The 17,713-nt window shown below is 57.6% G+C and carries 19 protein-coding genes; 5 read left to right on the top strand and 14 right to left on the bottom strand.

From position 1 onward, the window contains the following. The 3 genes from RUE5091_RS14360 to RUE5091_RS14350 are packed head-to-tail and all read right to left on the bottom strand — an operon-like array spanning position 1 to position 2,473. A complete protein-coding gene (locus RUE5091_RS14360) occupies positions 1-990 on the bottom strand; it encodes an adenosine kinase (RefSeq protein ID WP_058282625.1) in 990 nt (329 codons plus the stop codon). After that, positions 987-1,631: an endonuclease III gene (gene nth / locus RUE5091_RS14355; RefSeq protein WP_058282624.1), complete on the bottom strand. Its 645-nt coding sequence runs from the start codon at positions 1,629-1,631 to the stop codon at positions 987-989. Before nth ends, RUE5091_RS14360 begins: the two co-directional genes overlap by 4 nt. 41 nt (positions 1,632-1,672) lie before the next feature. Further along, positions 1,673-2,473 carry a methyltransferase domain-containing protein gene (locus RUE5091_RS14350; RefSeq protein ID WP_058282623.1) on the bottom strand — a complete coding sequence of 267 codons (801 nt, stop codon included), beginning with the start codon at positions 2,471-2,473 and terminating at the stop codon, positions 1,673-1,675. A gap of 132 nt (positions 2,474-2,605) precedes the next feature. Between RUE5091_RS14350 and RUE5091_RS14345 the strand changes: the two genes are divergently transcribed. Beyond that, complete coding sequence (locus RUE5091_RS14345) at positions 2,606-3,457, top strand: methylated-DNA--[protein]-cysteine S-methyltransferase (protein WP_058282622.1); 852 nt, start codon at positions 2,606-2,608, stop codon at positions 3,455-3,457. A 53-nt stretch (positions 3,458-3,510) separates the two neighbouring features. Here RUE5091_RS14345 and RUE5091_RS14340 read toward each other — a convergent pair whose 3' ends face one another. Beyond that, positions 3,511-4,950: an aldehyde dehydrogenase family protein gene (locus RUE5091_RS14340; RefSeq protein ID WP_058282621.1), complete on the bottom strand. Its 1,440-nt coding sequence runs from the start codon at positions 4,948-4,950 to the stop codon at positions 3,511-3,513. A gap of 182 nt (positions 4,951-5,132) precedes the next feature. Here RUE5091_RS14340 and RUE5091_RS14335 point away from each other — a divergent pair, with 182 nt between their 5' ends. After that, positions 5,133-5,783 carry a peroxiredoxin gene (locus tag RUE5091_RS14335; protein WP_058282620.1) on the top strand — a complete coding sequence of 217 codons (651 nt, stop codon included), beginning with the start codon at positions 5,133-5,135 and terminating at the stop codon, positions 5,781-5,783. A gap of 71 nt (positions 5,784-5,854) precedes the next feature. Here the strand turns inward: RUE5091_RS14335 and RUE5091_RS14330 are convergent, their stop codons facing one another. From RUE5091_RS14330 to RUE5091_RS14315, 4 genes are all read right to left on the bottom strand, one after another. After that, a complete protein-coding gene (locus RUE5091_RS14330; RefSeq protein WP_058282796.1) occupies positions 5,855-6,586 on the bottom strand; it encodes a glycosyltransferase family 25 protein in 732 nt (243 codons plus the stop codon). Positions 6,587-6,657: 71 nt separating this feature from the next. Next, complete coding sequence (locus RUE5091_RS14325) at positions 6,658-7,347, bottom strand: outer membrane protein (protein ID WP_165590785.1); 690 nt, start codon at positions 7,345-7,347, stop codon at positions 6,658-6,660. 150 nt (positions 7,348-7,497) lie between these two features. After that, a complete protein-coding gene (locus tag RUE5091_RS14320; protein WP_058282618.1) occupies positions 7,498-8,019 on the bottom strand; it encodes a helix-turn-helix transcriptional regulator in 522 nt (173 codons plus the stop codon). 23 nt (positions 8,020-8,042) lie between these two features. Next, positions 8,043-8,315: a PepSY domain-containing protein gene (locus RUE5091_RS14315; RefSeq protein ID WP_058282617.1), complete on the bottom strand. Its 273-nt coding sequence runs from the start codon at positions 8,313-8,315 to the stop codon at positions 8,043-8,045. Between the two features lie 239 nt (positions 8,316-8,554). Here RUE5091_RS14315 and RUE5091_RS14310 point away from each other — a divergent pair, with 239 nt between their 5' ends. Further along, positions 8,555-9,190 (top strand): DUF1326 domain-containing protein, encoded by a 636-nt coding sequence (locus RUE5091_RS14310; protein ID WP_058282616.1) that lies wholly within the window; start codon positions 8,555-8,557, stop codon positions 9,188-9,190. A gap of 53 nt (positions 9,191-9,243) precedes the next feature. Here the strand turns inward: RUE5091_RS14310 and RUE5091_RS14305 are convergent, their stop codons facing one another. From RUE5091_RS14305 to RUE5091_RS23850, 3 genes are all read right to left on the bottom strand, one after another. Beyond that, a complete protein-coding gene (locus tag RUE5091_RS14305; RefSeq protein ID WP_058282615.1) occupies positions 9,244-9,582 on the bottom strand; it encodes a putative quinol monooxygenase in 339 nt (112 codons plus the stop codon). 124 nt (positions 9,583-9,706) lie between these two features. Further along, a complete protein-coding gene (pnp, locus tag RUE5091_RS14300; RefSeq protein WP_058282614.1) occupies positions 9,707-11,857 on the bottom strand; it encodes a polyribonucleotide nucleotidyltransferase in 2,151 nt (716 codons plus the stop codon). A 186-nt stretch (positions 11,858-12,043) separates the two neighbouring features. After that, positions 12,044-12,322: an excalibur calcium-binding domain-containing protein gene (locus tag RUE5091_RS23850; RefSeq protein ID WP_370732349.1), complete on the bottom strand. Its 279-nt coding sequence runs from the start codon at positions 12,320-12,322 to the stop codon at positions 12,044-12,046. 714 nt (positions 12,323-13,036) lie between these two features. On the opposite strand from RUE5091_RS23850, the gene RUE5091_RS14295 reads away from it, so the two are divergent. Further along, on the top strand, positions 13,037-14,638 hold the full coding sequence (locus RUE5091_RS14295; RefSeq protein ID WP_058282613.1) for a BCCT family transporter: 1,602 nt from the start codon (positions 13,037-13,039) through the stop codon (positions 14,636-14,638). 347 nt (positions 14,639-14,985) lie between these two features. Continuing rightward, a complete protein-coding gene (locus RUE5091_RS14290) occupies positions 14,986-15,456 on the top strand; it encodes an aminoacyl-tRNA deacylase (RefSeq protein WP_058282795.1) in 471 nt (156 codons plus the stop codon). 225 nt (positions 15,457-15,681) lie between these two features. Here RUE5091_RS14290 and rpsO read toward each other — a convergent pair whose 3' ends face one another. From rpsO to RUE5091_RS14275, 3 genes are all read right to left on the bottom strand, one after another. After that, complete coding sequence (gene rpsO, locus RUE5091_RS14285; RefSeq protein WP_058282612.1) at positions 15,682-15,951, bottom strand: 30S ribosomal protein S15; 270 nt, start codon at positions 15,949-15,951, stop codon at positions 15,682-15,684. Between the two features lie 143 nt (positions 15,952-16,094). Continuing rightward, a complete protein-coding gene (locus RUE5091_RS14280; protein ID WP_058282611.1) occupies positions 16,095-17,114 on the bottom strand; it encodes a calcium-binding protein in 1,020 nt (339 codons plus the stop codon). Positions 17,115-17,208: 94 nt separating this feature from the next. After that, on the bottom strand, positions 17,209-17,712 hold the full coding sequence (locus tag RUE5091_RS14275; protein ID WP_058282610.1) for a DUF1643 domain-containing protein: 504 nt from the start codon (positions 17,710-17,712) through the stop codon (positions 17,209-17,211). Position 17,713: the final 1 nt, after the last annotated feature.

The following is a 17,713-nucleotide window of genomic DNA, read 5'->3' as shown; positions in this document are numbered from 1 at the left end:
TTACAGCAAACCTTCAGCGCGTAGCAGCTCTTGCATATTGGCCTCGGGGCGTGGGCCGATATGGCTGATTACCTCGCGGGCGCAAACGTTGCCGATGCGGGCGCAGGTCTCGTAATCGCGGCCTGTTGCCATGCCATACAAGAACCCGGCGGCAAACTGGTCGCCCGCGCCGGTTGCGTCCACCGGCACCACCTTCTCCACCGGCACGTCGATGCGCTGACCGTCATGCAGAACCGTCACACCGTCGCCCGACCGCGTACACACGACCAGCGGGCAGATCGCAGCAGTTTTCGCCAGCCCTTCTTCCAAATCGTCGGTTTCAAACAGCGATTTTATCTCGGCCTCGTTGCCGATGACAAAGTCGAGCTCATTCTCGATCAGCAGCAGGAAATCGACCCGGTGACGTTCCACGCAGAATGGGTCGGAAATGGCGATACCCGCTTTGCCACCGCCGTTGTGGCAGGTCCGGGCGGCCTCAAGAAACGCCGCCTTGCCCTTTTCCTTGTCGAACAGATAGCCCTCAAGGAACATAAGCTGGCTGTTGCCCGCCACGTCAGCAGAGACGTCGGCCGAAGACAGCTCGGACGAAATCCCAAGATACGTGTTCATCGACCGTTCGCCATCGGGCGAGACAAAGATCATCGAGCGTGACGTTGGCAGTTCACCGCCAGGCACCGGCGGGTTGACGAAATCCACGCCATCCTCGTTCATCGCATCCGCATAGAACCGGCCCAATGCGTCATCATGCACCCGTCCGATAAAGGCGGAATCTAGACCCAGCGCGCCAGCTCCGGCGATGGTGTTGGCCACAGACCCGCCCGGGGTCTGCACCCGGCCTTCCATCGAGGCATACAGCACTTCGCCGCGTTCCTGCTCGATCAGCTGCATGATGCCTTTCTCGATCCCCATCAGTTCCAGGAAACTGTCATCGGCCTGGGAAATCACGTCTACAACGGCGTTTCCGATACCAACAAGCTGGTAGGTTTTCATAGGTTCTTGTCCTCAAATTCGCAGAGATCGCGGATGATACAGGTGCCGCACATCGGTTTGCGGGCCTTACAGTGATAGCGGCCATGCAGGATCAGCCAGTGATGCGCGTGCAGTTGGAAATCAGCCGGGATATTGTCTTCGATGGCCCGCTCGACAGCATCCACGTTTTTACCGGGGCAGATACCGCTGCGATTACCGACGCGAAAGATGTGGGTGTCGACCGCTTGTGCCGGTTGCCGCCACCACATGTTCAGCACCACATTCGCCGTCTTACGCCCCACCCCCGGCAGCGATTGCAAGGCTGCACGGGAATTGGGCACCTCGCCGCCATAGTCGTCGACCAGAATGCGGCTCAGTTTTATGACGTTTTTGGCCTTTTGGCGGAACAGGCCGATGGTCTTGATGTGTACGGTCAGACCCTCTTCGCCCAGATCCAGCATCTTTTGCGGTGTGTCTGCGATCTTGAACAGCTCACGCGTGGCTTTGTTGACGCCCGCGTCGGTCGCCTGTGCCGACAGCGCCACGGCTACGACCAGCGTGTAGACGTTGACATGCTCAAGCTCGCCCTTGGGTTCCGGGTCGGCGTCCTGAAAACGCGTAAAGATCTCGCGGATCGTGTGATAATCGAGTTGCTTTGCCATCCGGGCCTTAATGCCGTGTGCGGGCCACAGGGTAAAGGGCGTCAGGGTCGGGTTGCGATAAAGAAATGCGCTTCCTGCGGCACGATAAACACGCCGCCCTGTGCATAAGGGGCAAGCCGGGCGGCTATGTCCTCTAATACCTGATCAATAGCGGCCTCTCCTTTGGCACGCATATCCTGCTCGACCGGTAGCGCGAGCACCTGAGCCCTCAGGTCTTCAAATCGACGCTGCAACACGATCCCATCATGCGTCGTGATTGAGAAGCCAGCGTCTTGTAGCAAAGAGGTGATCAGATCTCCGTCCCGGAACGAAAATGGTGCGCGGGCTTTCTGCGCCGCGTCGTCACTGACATGGATTGCGAGTGCTTCGGCAAGCGCATCGTTAAAAGGAGAGATGGCGCGCCAACATGTCAGGCTCAGGCGCCCGCCCGATTTCAACACCCGGAAAATCTCGGCCAGGGCTGCAGGCTTATCGGGGAAGAATTGCAATCCCTGTTGGACGCAAGCCAGATCAAAACTCTGAGCATCAAAGGGCAACTCGGTGACATCCGACGCCACCCATTCCACATTATGCTCCGTCTGCGCGGTCATGGATTGAGCGATATCAATCATTGATTGGTTCAGATCGGTGCCGACAACACAGCCTTGCCCGGGCAAATGCTCTATTATGGCGCGTGTCAACGCTCCGGTTCCGCAGGCAACGTCCAGAACATGTCCGTCCGTAGGCAAATTCAGTCGCTTGACCGTGGCATCTGCCAATGGGGCGAACATCGCGGGCACCGAGTGATCTTGGTATTTACGTGCTGCTGCATCGGAAAGGCGAAAGGCATCAACTGGCGACATCGGCAAGCTCCTGAAAGGGTGCAAAGTACCAAGGCATGGCCTTTTCGACAAACTAATGGCTGGTTGCGCAAGTTCCGGGTCGCTCTGACCGCATCAGAGGGATTAAGATCAATGCAATGAAGGAGGTGCGACATGAACGTCCAGAACCCTGAGACCGGCTATCACTACAACGTCATGCGGCGCGCGATCGAGCTGATTGATCAGGGCGGAGAACCCCTCAGCCTAGATGAGCTGGCCCGCCAGATGGACATGAGCCCGGCGCATTTCCAGCGCCTGTTCTCGCGTTGGACGGGCGTGTCGCCGAAACGGTATCAGCAATACCTGACGCTGGGTCACGCCAAGGCGCTGCTGCACGAGCGGTTCACGACGCTGGAAACCGCTCATAATGTCGGCCTGTCCGGTTCTGGTCGCCTGCATGATCTGTTCCTGAAATGGGAATCCATGAGCCCCGGCGAATATGCCCGCAAAGGAGCAGGTCTGACGATCTATTGGGGCTGGTTCGAAAGCCCCTTTGGCCCGGCGCTGGTGATGGGTACTGACAAAGGTATCTGCGGCATGGCTTTCGGCGCTGAGACCGGCGAAGAAGACGCGATGGAGGATATGCTGTCGCGCTGGCCACAGGCGGACTTTGTCGAGGACCCGATGCGCCTGCGCCCCTGGGCCCTAGGCGCGTTTGGATCGGTCAGTGATCGGTTGGAGCCGACCCCGCTATATCTGATTGGCTCACCCCTGCAGATCAAAGTGTGGGAGGCGCTGATGCATATCCCTTCGGGTCAGGTCACTACATATTCGGAAATCGCGCAGCGGGTGGGATCCCCACAAGCGGTGCGTGCTGTTGGGACGGCGGTGGGCCGCAACCCGGTCAGCTGGCTGATCCCCTGTCACCGTGCGCTGCGGAAATCCGGCGGTTTGGGCGGTTACCATTGGGGCCTGCCTGTCAAACGCGCCATGCTGGCTTATGAAGCCGCGCAGGCGGAAGCCTGAAAACAAAGCGAGGCACCGCAAGGTGCCTCACAATTGGATTAATCCAAACCTGATTATTCTGCGGCCCAGCCGCCGATGGATTTGACTTCCAGAAAGTCCTCCAATCCCCAAACGCCGCCTTCACGCCCGTTCCCGGATTGCTTCATCCCCCCAAAGGGCGATCCTGCGCTGCGCGATTGGCCATTCATCTCAACCATGCCCGACCGCAGCACCCGTGCCATGCGATTGGCGCGCGCGCCGTCCTGCGTCTGGACATAGTTTGTCAGACCATAAGGCGTGTCGTTGGCGATCTCGATGGCCTCTTCTTCGGTGTCGAAGGGCATCATAGTCAGGACCGGGCCGAAGATTTCCTCACGCGCCATGGTCATCTGATTGTTGGCATCGGCAAAGACCGTGGGGCGCACGTAATAGCCCTTGTTCAGACCCTCGGGCCGACCGGTGCCACCAGCGACCAGACGAGCGCCTTCATCAATGCCCTGCTGGATCATGTCTTGAATCTTGTTCCACTGGACCTCGTTCACCACAGGGCCAATATGGCGACCTTCCTCAAGTGCCGGACCAACGGTGATCTTATTGGCCACCTCCGCCGCTATTTCCACCGCCTGATCATAGATCGGGCGCTGGACCAGCATGCGGCTGGGCGCGTTACAGCTTTGGCCGGTGTTGTTCATCATGTGCAGCACACCACGTTTGACGGCCTTTTCATCGGCGTCGGCAAAGATCACATTCGCGCCCTTGCCGCCCATCTCCAGATGCACTTTCTTCAGCGTTTCAGCCGCCGCTTTGGAGATCGCCGTTCCGGCGCGGGTCGATCCGGTAAAGCTGACCATATCCACATCCGGATGTGCTGAGAGCTGCGAGCCGACGCCCACGCCATCGCCGTTCACCAGATTGAACACGCCGAGCGGAAAGCCTGCGGCGTCCATCATCTCGGCAAAGATCATCGCGTTCAGTGGGCTTTGCTCGGACGGTTTCAGCACCATGGTACAGCCCGCAATCGCCGCCGCACCGACCTTGAGCGTAATCTGGTTCATCGGCCAGTTCCACGGAGTGATCAGGGCCGCAACGCCGACCGCCTCGTGAATGATGCGGTCATTGGGGGCATGGTCGCCCAGCGGGTGCTCGAATTGGAAATCCTTTGCGGCACGGATGAAGTTCTTGAGGTGATAGATCCCCGCACCCGCCTGCGAGCTGCGCGACATATCCAGCGGCGCGCCCATTTCAAGCGACATGGCCTGTGCCAGGTCTTCCGAGCGGGTCTGGTAGACTTCAACAAGTTTTTCCATCAGCGCGATCCGTTCCGCAACCGGAGTGGCCATCCAGCCGGGCAAAGCCGCCTTGGCCGCAGCGACGGCGGCATCCGTTTCGGCCTGGCCGCCCAGCGAGATCACAGCGCAGGGTTCCTCGGTCGAGGGGTTGATCACGTAAAAGTCATTGGCCGCCGAGGGGGCGACCCACTGACCGTTGATATAGAAATCGCGTTTTTCGATCATGGCGCATCCTCCTGTGCCAACAGCCCGAAGTCGGGAATCGCGGCCACTTTGTCACCGGGACAAGGCCGCGGCAAGGAAAAATTTGATCAAATTATTTGACGCCCTTATGTGGTTTAACAATTGCGCAAAGTGTTTAGGTTTACGGCAACCGACTCGGTTTTTCACAATAAAGGAGATTCGCCATGGGTTTGCGCATCAATGATACGGTTCCGAACTTTACCGCAGAAACGGATCAGGGCACCATTCAGTTTCATGATTGGATCGGTGATAGCTGGGCCATCCTGTTCTCGCATCCCAAGGACTTCACCCCTGTCTGCACCACCGAGTTTTCGGCCGTGGCGCAACTGAATGACGAATGGGCGGCCCGCAATACCAAGGTTCTGGGCGTATCGGTCGACGGGGTTGAGGATCACAAGAAGTGGAAAAAAGACATTGAGGCTTACGGCAACGCCAACCCCGGCTTTCCGATCATCGCCGATGACGGACTGGCCGTGTCCAAGGCCTTCGACATGCTGCCGGCCGAGGCGTATCTGCCCGATGGCCGTACGCCCGCGGACAGTGCCACGGTGCGGTCGGTCTTTATCATCGGGCCGGACAAGCAGCTAAAACTGTCGATGACCTATCCGATGACCGTGGGCCGGAACTTCGCCGAGATTCTGCGCGCGCTGGACGGGTTGCAGATGTCGGCCAAAGGTGTTGCGACACCTGCCAACTGGGTGCCGGGTGAAGACGTGATCATCCCGCCCGCCGTGTCCAATGACGAAGCGAAAGAAAAGTTCGGCGAGTTCGAAACGATCTTTCCCTATCTGCGCAAGACTAAGGCACCTGCGTAAAGCGGGGCCGGGTCAGGGGGGCGGTCTGCCCCCCATCGCGCCATGGGGCGCGATTCCCCCCGAGGATATTTTTAGCCAGATGAAGCAGGCGGGCGCTGCGGGTGCAGGTGCAGCTTTGCCCGATAGGCCGCGCGTTTGAATTCACGTGTCAGTTTATCGGATAGCGGCGGCTTGGTCTGGATGGTTGAGCCGCCGATTTCGCGCGCCACTTCCTGATTGCCGCTACCCAGCAGGGCGTGGATGGGTTGGCCCGTCAGCCAGTGCATTTGCATGAACGTATCTACTGGGCGGTCAATCTGTTCGGTGGCGGCCAGCAACCGTTTGGCTGCGTGCCTTCCCACCATCTGACAGACACATTGCAACCCGATCACCTTGGGTAGGATCAGCCGCAAACCATTCTGTTCGGCCAGAGTCTGAACCGGGACCTCGCGCTGCTTTACCGGAATGCGGATATAGTGGTCGGGTGTGGCGATCGGGGCCAGAACCTTGAGCGTCTCGGCCATGCGGGCGGGGTCGATACGCAGGTCATCTTCGGTGATGATGGCCAGATCGATCTCTTCGTCGACCAGCTTGCGCCAGATACGGCGATGGCTTTCGAACACGCCGATTTCAGCCGGGCGCAGTGCAAAGGGGTAATGCGGCCGGTGCAGATTGCCGGGATGAAGCTGAACCCCTGCGATCTGATCAGGATCACGGCCGTTCACGGCCTCGAACAGTTCAGCATTGGGCAGATCAGTACATAGCTTGTCGGCATTGGGTCGCCGCGCCGTGCTGGAGGGCATATGGATGATAAAGGATCGCATGATCCCGTGCATAGAACACGGGACCATGCGGGGGAAGAGGAACCGGATAGAAACTCTGCCCCCGTTTGAATTTAGAAACCGTAGCGCAGGCCGACATTGACGCTGAACGTGTCGATATCGTCTTCGACCGAGCCGGTAGAGGCCCCGTTGGGTGCCACGCGGTTGGTTGAGACGTCGAAGGCGCGAGAGTAGCGGGTATCGAGGGTCAATGCGGTGGTTTCGTTGACCTCATAGGCCACGCCGGCAATGACCTGGGCCGCAAAGTTCGTCTCACTGTCGTCCAGCCGGACGCCTGGCCCGTAAGAGATATCGATATCGGAATAGGTGACGCCTAGACCCAAGCCCACATAGGGTGTGAAAGCGCTGTTTTGCTTGATGTCGAACAGTACATTGCCAAACAGCGAGGTCTGCGTGATGTCGCCCGATGTATTGCCCTCATTTCCCGGTCCGTTGCCCGAGAAGTTGACGCCGTCCACGTCGTTGTCGCGGTAGGACAGTTCCAGCTCGACCCTGGTGCCGATCCGGTCATTCGACCAGCGCGGGATTTCGGTACCGACGGCGACACCTAACCCAAAACCCGAGTCGAAATCGGTATCCACGGACTGGGGCACGCCGTTGACCGTGCCGCCAAAGTCAGTGTCCTGCAATTGGCTGTAGCCCGCGAAGCCCTGAATATAAAGGCCGTCCGCCAAGTTCTGCGCAGCCAGCGCCGATGCGCTGATCGTCAGAACAGTCGAGGCAAGTATGAGGCGCGTAAACATAAACATGTCCTTTGTTCCGGTGTTTGCATGACACCCATGTGGGCTATGCAGGCCGGAAAGGAAGGTTTTGGGCCTTCACCTTGAGTCACAGGTTTTTAGGGGGACGTGAGTGAATAGGTCTGACGCTGGGAATGTGCTATTGCCGCAATTTCAAGCCACTGGGTCTGAGCGGTTGGAGACGTCTTTGATAAGCGGTTCGGACAGTAACTCATCGACGAAGAAACTGAGCAACTGCAGCCGCCCCGAGACCCCTGCCTTGCGATAGACTGCCGCGCTTTGCGCTTTGATCGTTCCCTCTTTGGTTTGCCGCAGTGCCGCGATTTCCGCGATGGACAGGCCCTTGATTGAAAGCAGGGCAACGTCACGCTCGGCTTTGCTGAGCTGCCACTCAGCGAACTGGCTTTCGATGATCTGAGCAAAGGCGCCTTGCGCCACGTGCAATTGCCTCTGCATGCCCTGCACCCGCCGGGTCTGGGCACGGATCAGGGCGATCGTGGCGATCAGACCGCCAACAAGGGCAAGCGCCAGAACGAGTTCGAACGCGTGCAGGTGCCGGAACCCCGCGCTTTCTTTGCCGGTCCAGTCCAGCGCCGCATCGGTCATGAAAAAGGCGGCGCAGAGGGCCTGCACCACCAGAAGGAGCCAGAGTAAAGACGTTTGAGAGATCTTCATGGCGCTCCTTTGATATCGCGCGGTCAGTCGTCGTCTTTTTCGATTTCGATGGCGGTCACCTCGCCATCCGTCTCGGACAGGACCAGTTCAGTTTCCACGCCATCCTTGACAAGTTCAACCTCGATCTCTCCATCTTCGAACTCGATCTCTTCGATCTGGTATCCCTGCGCCTCAAGGGTGGCGCGGATGTCGGCCTCGGTGGTGCCCAGTTTGTCGCCCAGCCCGACATTGGCAAGCGCAAGGACTGGTGCGGTTGCGATCAATCCGGTCAGAGTCAGCAGTTTCAGGGTTTCCATTTCGCATCTCCTTTTTTGAGTTGTGGCGATACGGTCGAACTGGGGCCCGGCGCGCTGCGCTGCGATTGGTCTTTGGTTGAACCGGGGCAAATTGAACCAAAGTTTATGCCGCTCATAAGGCGATTTCCGGCACAAGGTTCTGAATATGGGCGATGTGTGTTAGGCTGTCGCAGGGGTAAATCAACAGGCATTTAACCAGCGACGTCGGGATTTCAGACTGTTTTGAACAGGAGAAGACGATGGCATTTACAGATTGGTATGTTGAAGGGGATGCTTTTGGGAACTGCAATTGCGGGTATGCATGCCCCTGCCAGTTCGAGGAATTGCCGACCCATGGGCATTGCCGCGGGTTCGAGGTGTTGGAGATTACAAAGGGATATTTTGGCGAGATCGATCTAAGTGGTACGAAGGCCGCTCTGATCTATGCCTGGCCGGGTCCGATATTTGAGGGCGGCGGCGAGATGCAGGTGATCATCGACCCAATCGCCTCGGGCGCGCAACGCGCCGCATTGGAAAAAGTCTTTCATGGTGAAGAGACCGAGGAAATGGCGACCCATTGGCACGTTTTCCGTACGATGTGCGATAACGTTCACGAGACTCTGTATGTGCCGATTGAATTTGAGATGGACATGGAGGGGCGTACAGCCCAGGTCACCATCGGGGACGTGCTACAATCGACTGGTGAGCCGATTCAGGCACCACATGGCGGTGGTCCGCATCGCGTGAGGATCGACATCCCCGGCGGTATCGAGTTTACGTTGGCTGAGATCGGCAGCGCATCGACCAAGGCAGATGCGGCGATCACACTGGACCTGAACGACAGTTATGGCCAATGGCATGTCATGAAGCACGGGCCAACGGGGATAGCGCACTGAATTTCGGACTGCACTGCATTTGTCCAAAATACGAACTGCGGCGCGGTTTCCCACTACATGTCAAGTGTCCGAGCACCTTTGAAGGTCTCAAACCCATTGGTTGTCTCGGTCAGCTCTGCATCGTAATGGGCAATCATTGACATTGCGATGGGCTCAATCTGCTCGTGCCAGACTGGCCCTTCGTAGAAATCATTCTTTATCCGCTCTCGTGCTTCCAGAGAGGGAAAGGCGCGCATCCAGTGTACTTTGTTGGCATCCTCCAGATCCCTCAGTGGCCCGAAAACAAGCATGCCTGCTTCGCGCAGAGCAGAGCGGTTATGCTTTTCGAAGAACGCAATAAACTCTTCTCGGAGACCGGGTTTCAGCGTGTAGTGACGAATTTCCAGGATCATTGTATTTCCTCACAGAACACCTCTTTGACTGTCGGCTTGGTTCGGAGGCGTTTCAATAGCAGTCCAAATAAAAAAGACCCCGACTGAAATCGGGGTCTTTCCTGTTTTGAAAGAGAAGGGCAGATTACTCTGCGCTTTCCTCTTTCTTTTCTTTCTTCTCGGGAACGATCTCTTCGCCGGTTTCTTGATCGACCACTTTCATCGACAGGCGTACCTTGCCGCGATCGTCAAAGCCCAGCAGCTTGACCTTTACTTCCTGACCTTCCTTCAGAACATCCGACGGATGGTTCAGGCGGCGGTTTTCGATCTGGGACACGTGGACCAGACCGTCGCGCTTGCCAAAGAAGTTCACGAAGGCGCCGAAGTCGACGATCTTGACCACTTTACCGGTGTAGACCTGACCTTCTTCCGGCTCGGCGACGATCGAGTGGATCATCTCATAGGCCTTCTTGATCGATTCACCGTCGGGCGAGGCGATCTTGATCACACCATCGTCGTTGATGTCGACCTTGGCGCCCGAGGTTTCCACGATCTCGCGGATGACCTTACCGCCCGAGCCGATCACTTCACGGATCTTGTCGGTTGGGATGTTCATGGTCTCGATGCGCGGGGCGTGGACCGAGAACTCGTTGGTCTCGGACAGGGCTTTGCCCATTTCACCCAGGATGTGCATCCGGCCGTCCTTGGCTTGTGCCAGGGCTTTCTCCATGATCTCAGGCGTGATGCCTGCGACCTTGATGTCCATCTGCAGCGAGGTGATGCCGTTTTCGGTACCGGCCACTTTGAAGTCCATGTCGCCTAGGTGATCTTCGTCACCCAGAATGTCCGACAGGATGGCATAATCGCCGTCATCTTCCAGGATCAAACCCATGGCCACACCGGCAACCGGTGCTTTCAGCGGAACACCTGCATCCATCATCGACAGCGAACCGCCGCAGACCGACGCCATTGAGCTGGAGCCGTTGGATTCAGTGATCTCCGACACGATGCGGATCGTGTAGGGGAAGTCGGTCGCCGCAGGCAGAACCGCCTGCAGGGCGCGCCATGCCAGCTTGCCGTGGCCGATCTCACGACGGCCGGGGCCACCAACGCGGCCAACTTCACCAACCGAATAAGGAGGGAAGTTATAGTGCAGCAGGAAGTTCGATTTGAAGTTGCCATGCAGCGCGTCGATGAACTGTTCGTCGTCTCCGGTGCCCAGCGTGGTCACGGCCAGCGCCTGTGTTTCACCGCGGGTGAACAGGGCGGAACCGTGTGTACGCGGCAGCATCGAGGTTTCTGCAACGATCGAGCGGATATCGGTGGTCGAACGACCGTCGATCCGCTTGCCGCCTTTGACGACGTCGCCGCGCAGAATGCCAGCTTCCAGCTTCTTCATCGCGGAACCCAGGTTGCCGTCTTCCAGCTGCTCTTCGGTCAGTGCTTCCTTGATCGCTTCACGGGCAGCGGCAACAGCGGCGGTGCGCTCCTGCTTGTCGGTGATCGCGAAGGCGGCGCGCATCTGCTCTTCACCGGCGGCGGCGACAGCAGCGGACAGTTCGGAATAATCAGGCGCCTGGAAATCGAACGGTTCTTTCGCGGCTTCTTCGGCCAGCGAGATGATCAGGTCGATGACCGGCTGAATCTGCTCATGCGCAAAGTTCACCGCGCCCAGCATTTCCGCCTCGGACAGCTCGTATGCTTCCGATTCCACCATCATCACGGCGTCTTTGGTACCGGCAACAACCAGGTCCAGACGCTGTTCAGGGTTCAGGCGCAGGTCCTGCATGTCGTCGACGGTCGGGTTCAGGATGTACTCGCCATCCTCAAAACCAACACGGGCACCGGCGATCGGGCCCATGAACGGCGCGCCGGAAATGGTCAGCGCAGCAGAGGCGGCGATCATCGCAACGATGTCGGGGTCGTTGACCAGATCGTGGGACAGTACGGTGCACATCACCAGAACTTCGTTCTTGAAGCCGTCAACGAACAGCGGGCGGATCGGACGGTCGATCAGACGCGCGGTCAGCGTCTCTTTTTCGGTCGGGCGCGCTTCGCGCTTGAAGAAGCCACCCGGAACCTTACCGGCGGCATAGTATTTTTCCTGATAGTGTACGGTCAGCGGGAAAAAGTCCTGACCGGGTTTTTGAGCGCGGGCAAAGGTCACGTTTGCCATGACGCTGGTTTCGCCCAGCGTGGCAATCACACTGCCGTCGGCCTGACGGGCAACCTTGCCAGTTTCCAGTGTCAGCGTTTCTTCGCCCCACTGAATCGATTTCTTTGTTACATCAAACATATGCGTATCCTAGATGGGAGCACTCCCGGCCCTCCGGGTCTCCCGTTTGCATGGCGGCCCCATTGCCGCCGACCCCATTTTTGTTTTCGTCTGAGTGCCGGGGTCAGGGCACAACGTCTCAGATATCGCGCGCATACATGAGATCGCGACCAAAGGGAAGGGATAAGGCTGCGGGAAACGCGCGGCTTAGCAGCCGCCGTAGTTCTTGTTGCCGGTTGCTGTGATCGTATAGGTTCCGCCGCGCGGGCCTGTATAACAGTTAGAATAGGATCGCCTGACGGCTGGCGCAGGTCGACGATACGTAGACATCTTTAGGATCTGCGCGCGCCACTCGCAGGCTAGGCCGTCGCCATCGCCATCAAGGTTACGAGGGTCAGTGATCGGCCCCCCAGAGGCTAGAAAAAACTTCTGGGCTGCTGCACCGTTTGGAAAGTCACTACAATCATAGCTATCCAGACCTGTCATCAAATCGGTTGTAGTAGGCCTGGCATATACAGTCTCTCCTAAGGTCGACAGGCTGTGGTGACCGTAGTTGCCCAGAACACATTGGTTCACCCTGCGTCCCGCCAGTTCCGCTTCAATCATGAGTTTACCACGGGACGTAGTGCGGGGTTGAAAATAGGCAGCGCACAATTCTGAAGTCGAAGCCTGAGCGACTTTGGACGATAGTGCTGCGGGCGAAAGCAAATCAGCGGTGCAGGCTGTTAGTAGCATCATCGCTAAATAGAGCAGGACACGCATAAAAGTTCTCAATAGGGCTAAATATTGGGTGGAGTTATTCGGGGCGACTGGTTGGAATGCCTAAATCTAGATTTTTTGAGGAACGATTAGCCCCTTGAGAACTCTTTTGAAAGAGGCGCGTCGACGCACATGAGGCGGATTTTCGAGATAAAGGCCAACGCGACGCTGGCACGATAGGCGGCGGTCAAAAAAGTCACCCCTTGTTTTGATAGGCGCTGTAGTTTGCAGTGACTTCGAATGCCGCAGTTCCTCGTCCACAATTAAGCGCTAACATTCTGAATAATGAATGGGTTTTGTGAAATTTCGATGCCGGTATAGGATGTTAACACTGAACCCGCGGTTGAAAAGACGGAAGCGCGCCAAGGGGGTTACATACTCATATCCGTCAGTCGGCCGAAGACCTTGGCGTTTGCACGCAGCAAACTGAGGGAAAGTCGAATGTCTCAAACCAAGAAAATGCTGGATCCGGATCCGCGGATCTATGATTTCGAGACCGAATATGAGCTTGGGCAGGATAACGTCCGGCCCTTTGGTCTGGATATCCACAACCCGGTCTTTTTGATCTCAAGTATCCTGATCTTTGCCTTTGTTCTGATCGCATTGGCAAACCAAGAGGCCGCAGCCACGTTCTTTGGTTGGCTACGCCCCTGGCTGACCAGTACATTTGATTGGTTCTTGGTTCTGTCCGTGGACGCGATCACCCTGTTCTGCCTGGTGCTGATCATCCTGCCCGTCGGCAAGGTCCGGATTGGCGGCAAAGACGCCAAGCCCGACTATTCCTATGCTGGTTGGATCGCGATGATGTTCGCCGCCGGGATCGGCATCGGCCTGCTGTTCTTTGGCGTGATGGAGCCGGTCTATTACAACTTTGCCGAAGACGGTAACGCCGTGCCGCTAGGCATTGATATCGCAGTGCCGGGCAATGAATATGCCGGTATCGTCGGCACCATCCACCACTGGGGGCTTGAGGGCTGGGCGGTTTATGCCGCTGTCGGCCTCAGCCTTGCGATCTTCAGCTATAACCTTGGACTGCCGCTGACTCTGCGGTCGGCATTCTACCCGATCCTGGGCGAACGTGTCTGGGGTTGGTGGGGACATTTCATCGATACGCTGGCCGTCTTTGCCACCCTGTTCGGCCTGACCACTTCGCTGGGTCTTGGTGCGCAGCAGGTTGCGGCGGGGCTGTACGAGGTGTTCGGCATCGAATCCAGCCCGACCGTTGTTGTCCTGCTGATCATCGGCATCACCATGATCGCACTGGGCTCGGTTCTGATGGGTATGGATGCAGGCGTCAAACGGCTGAGTGAGATCAACATGATCATGGCCGTAGGGCTGTTCATTTTCGTGATCGTTGTCACCGGAGTTGGCACTGCCATCTCTCGGTATTTCAACGTGATGACGGATTATGTGCTGCACCTGCCAGCGCTGTCCAACCCGTTCGGGCGCGAAGATACCAGTTACTTCCATGGCTGGACCACCTTCTACTGGGCCTGGTGGATTGCATGGTCGCCTTTCGTGGGTATGTTCATCGCCCGCATCTCCAAGGGTCGAACGGTGCGTGAATTCGTCATCTGTGCGCTTTTGGCACCGACGGCGGTTTGTGCCCTTTGGATGTCGACCTTTGGCGGAGCCGCCATCGACATGCTGAACGCAGGCGGAGCAGAAGGCGTCCGCGCTACGGTGATCGACAGCTACGCCCCCGAAGGTGCGTTGTTTGGCTTCCTGAAAGAGCTGCCACTTTATGGTATCGTGGCCCCCATCGCCCTGATCCTGATCGTGGTGTTCTTTGTTACCTCGTCGGACTCGGGCTCGCTGGTGATCGACACGATCACTGCAGGCGGCAAGATGGACGCCCCGGTCATCCAGCGCGTGTTCTGGTGCACGCTCGAAGGTCTGGTCGCCATCGCACTGCTGCTCGGAGGTGGCCTCGCCGCCCTGCAAGGCGCGGCGGTATCAACCGGCATCCCCTTCACACTGGTGGTTCTGATCATGTGCTACTGCTTGTGGCTGGCGCTGAAATCAGAGAAAGCGAAGATGTAGAATATTTGCAGTAAATGATTGAAACGTCCGCCCGTCGGCGGGCGTTTTTCGTGCTGGGTTAGCGTTGAGCACATTGCTGGCATTGCAGAATTGCTCGTGCACCGCGATTACATGGAGCTGGTTGCTGTCTTATTGGTGCGGAACCTTGGGTAAGTTACCGAACTTTCTGTCTATGCTATGAAATGTCTTTTCAGAGACTTAGGCAGCAAAGGTAGGCAGCGATCCCGCCCCCCTTGCCCGATCCGCTCATTGGGCGCACAATAGGAACTCATACACCAAATTGCGCCCTGGGTGCGCACCGTGACACGCTCCGCGTCCGGGACGCCTTCTATGATATGGAGGGCACCATGACTATTGCATCTCGCCTAATGCACCATCTCGACAGCCAAGGGATTCCTTTTGACACTGTCCCGCATCCCTATGCCGCCACTGCAAGCGAATGTGCTGAAGCGGCACATGTTCCCGGCGATCACCTTGCAAAATCCGTTGTAATACACATGGAGGAGGGTCCGCTTCTCGCAGTTCTGCCCAGCAACCATCAAGTCGACCTCAGCGCTCTGCAATCGATGATGGATCGCCGTCTTGGTTTAGCCCCTGAATCCGAAATGCGCGAATTGTTTGATGATTGCGCGCTCGGCGCGATACCACCTGTGGGTGATGCTTATGATCTGCCGACCGTTGTGGACAACAGTCTCACTGGACTCGACAGGGTTTGGTTCGAAGCGGGGGACCACCAAACTTTGATTGAGATGCGCGGCAAGGATTTCGACATGATGATGAAAGACGTTAAGCACGGCGCTTTCTGCTGCATGCACTAGGCTCCGGTGTACTTCTTCACTGATTAACCCCGCCAAAGCGGGGTTTTTCACTATTTTTAACATGCCAGGTATCTTTGGCGCGATAACAGCTTCATCAATACGGGTTAGATGCCGTTATCAGGCCCTGGTGCTGCTTATACCGCGAAGAGCAGTTCTGTGGCATTTCTAAAAAAACGCCCGCCAAAATGGCGGGCGTCTGAAATCTAATAGCGGCAGGAACCGAATTTAACGGCGGATGCCCAGCTTTTTGATCAGGTCTTGATAGCGCGCTTCTTCCTTGCCCTTCAGGTAGTCCAGCAGTTTACGGCGCTGGGCGACCATTTTCAGCAGACCGCGACGACCGTGGTTGTCTTTTTTGTGGGTCTTGAAATGCTCGGTCAGGGTGGTGATGCGCGAGGTCAGGACAGCAACCTGGACTTCAGGCGAACCGGTGTCGCCATCCTTGGTTGCGAATTCTTTCATGACGCGTGCTTTTTCAGCGGCAGTAATCGACATCGGGGTCTCCTTTAAAGGTTAGAGTTGATGGCGCAGGCCGGGATGTCGTCCAGCACAGGCCCATGGAGAAAACCGCACCGATTCCGATGCGGATGGGCGCGTATAAGCGTATTCTCGGAAAATAGCAAAAGGATTCTGTCGGCCTACCCCAAGGCGGTCAATTGCGCCAGTTCGGCTTCGGCGATCAGTTGGATGTCGTCGGCGGTCATGCCTTCAACCCCCAGCAGCTGCGCCACATCCTGCCCGTCGATCAGCACATGGGTCAGGTTCTCGTTCTCAGCATCCGTTTCGATCTGGATATCAGGGTCTTCCGGACCGTCCCATGATACGAACAGCTTATCCTGACCGGGTTGGAAATCCATCACGGTCACCGCTTCATCCTCGGCCTCGGGGGTGAGGATGATGTCATCCGCGCCGACGCCTCCGGTGACAATGTCGCCGCTATCGGCCAAAATCGTATCATCCCCGGCACCGCCATTCAGGAAATCGACGGCGTCATCCTCTTCTTCACCGGTCAGAATGTCGTCGCCCTCGCCCCCGAACAGAACATCCTCACCCGTGCCACCGTCCAGGATGTCGTCGCCATAACCACCGTGCAGCGCATCATCGCCTTCGCCACCTTCAAGGGTGTCATCGTCCTGCCCGCCATAGAGCGTGTCTTCACCTTCGCCCCCTTCCAGTCGATCCGCGCCGAAATGACCATAAAGGGTATCGTCGTCTTCATCCCCGGCCAGCAAGTCATCCCCGTCCTCGCCATGCAGTATGTCGTCACCCTCACCGCCCGAGACGATATCGACGCCGTCACCGGCATACAGCACATCATTTCCGGCACCGCCGTTGATGGTGTCGTCCGCGCCGTATCCGTTGATTTGGTCATCCCCGTCCTGCCCTGTCAGTACGTCTGTTTCTTCGGTTCCTGCAATGACCAGATCGCCTTCGAATTCGGATAGGAGGGTTCCGGTAGATGGTTCCGGATCTTCCGCGGCGATCTCGGTCAGGGCCGGATCTTCGTCGATCTCGAGGAAATTGTCTTCAGAGACGGCGTCGGGCTGATCATCGATTCTGTCGTCATCCTCGGGCGTGTCATCGGGGACAAACGCGTCGCTTATGGCATACGCCGCGCCGCCAACGGCGGCCAGACCCAGCAATCCGATCAGAAACATGGGAACCCTCCGTGAACGTATTGCCCCGAGGGTAAATATCTCATGCGATCAAGCGCTTGGTCAAAGCCAAGCTGATCTTGTGGTTAACCTTTTGTCACCACGGTTCGGGTTGCTGGGTATAGGCGATATAGAGCGGATGTTTCGGATGCCCGCCCTTGGTCAGCCCCAGATGAAACAGCGGCTGGCCGGTATCGCGCAGCAGGGTTTCAACCGCCGGGCCGCGCTCCAGATGGGTGCCGTGGGTGCCCCAGGCAGCGATGACCTGATCAGCCCATTCAACGCCGTCCAAAATCGCTGCGTCATTCGCGGGGCCCACAGGGTCAGCAGCGGCGCGCATCTTGCGCGGGTCGGTGTCGCGCCAGGCAAAGATGTTGGTCACCTGAAACGCCCCGAAGCCCAGCGCCCGCGCGCGGCGTTCGCAGCGTTCCACCGTGGGGTCGTTCTGCACCTCGGTCGCGGTCGAGGGGTTCAGCATCACGAACAGCGCCTTGCGCCCTGACGCGTCCCAGATGCGGGTCAGGCTATAGCGATAGTGCTCGCAGTCAGAATAAATGGCGGTCGAGGGCGCATCGCCCTTGGTATGGGAACGGGTGATCATG

It is taken from the genome of Ruegeria denitrificans, from assembly GCF_001458295.1.
In the GTDB taxonomy this organism is placed as follows: Bacteria; Pseudomonadota; Alphaproteobacteria; order Rhodobacterales; family Rhodobacteraceae; genus Ruegeria; species Ruegeria denitrificans.
This window is presented reverse-complemented; position numbering and strand designations above follow the sequence as displayed.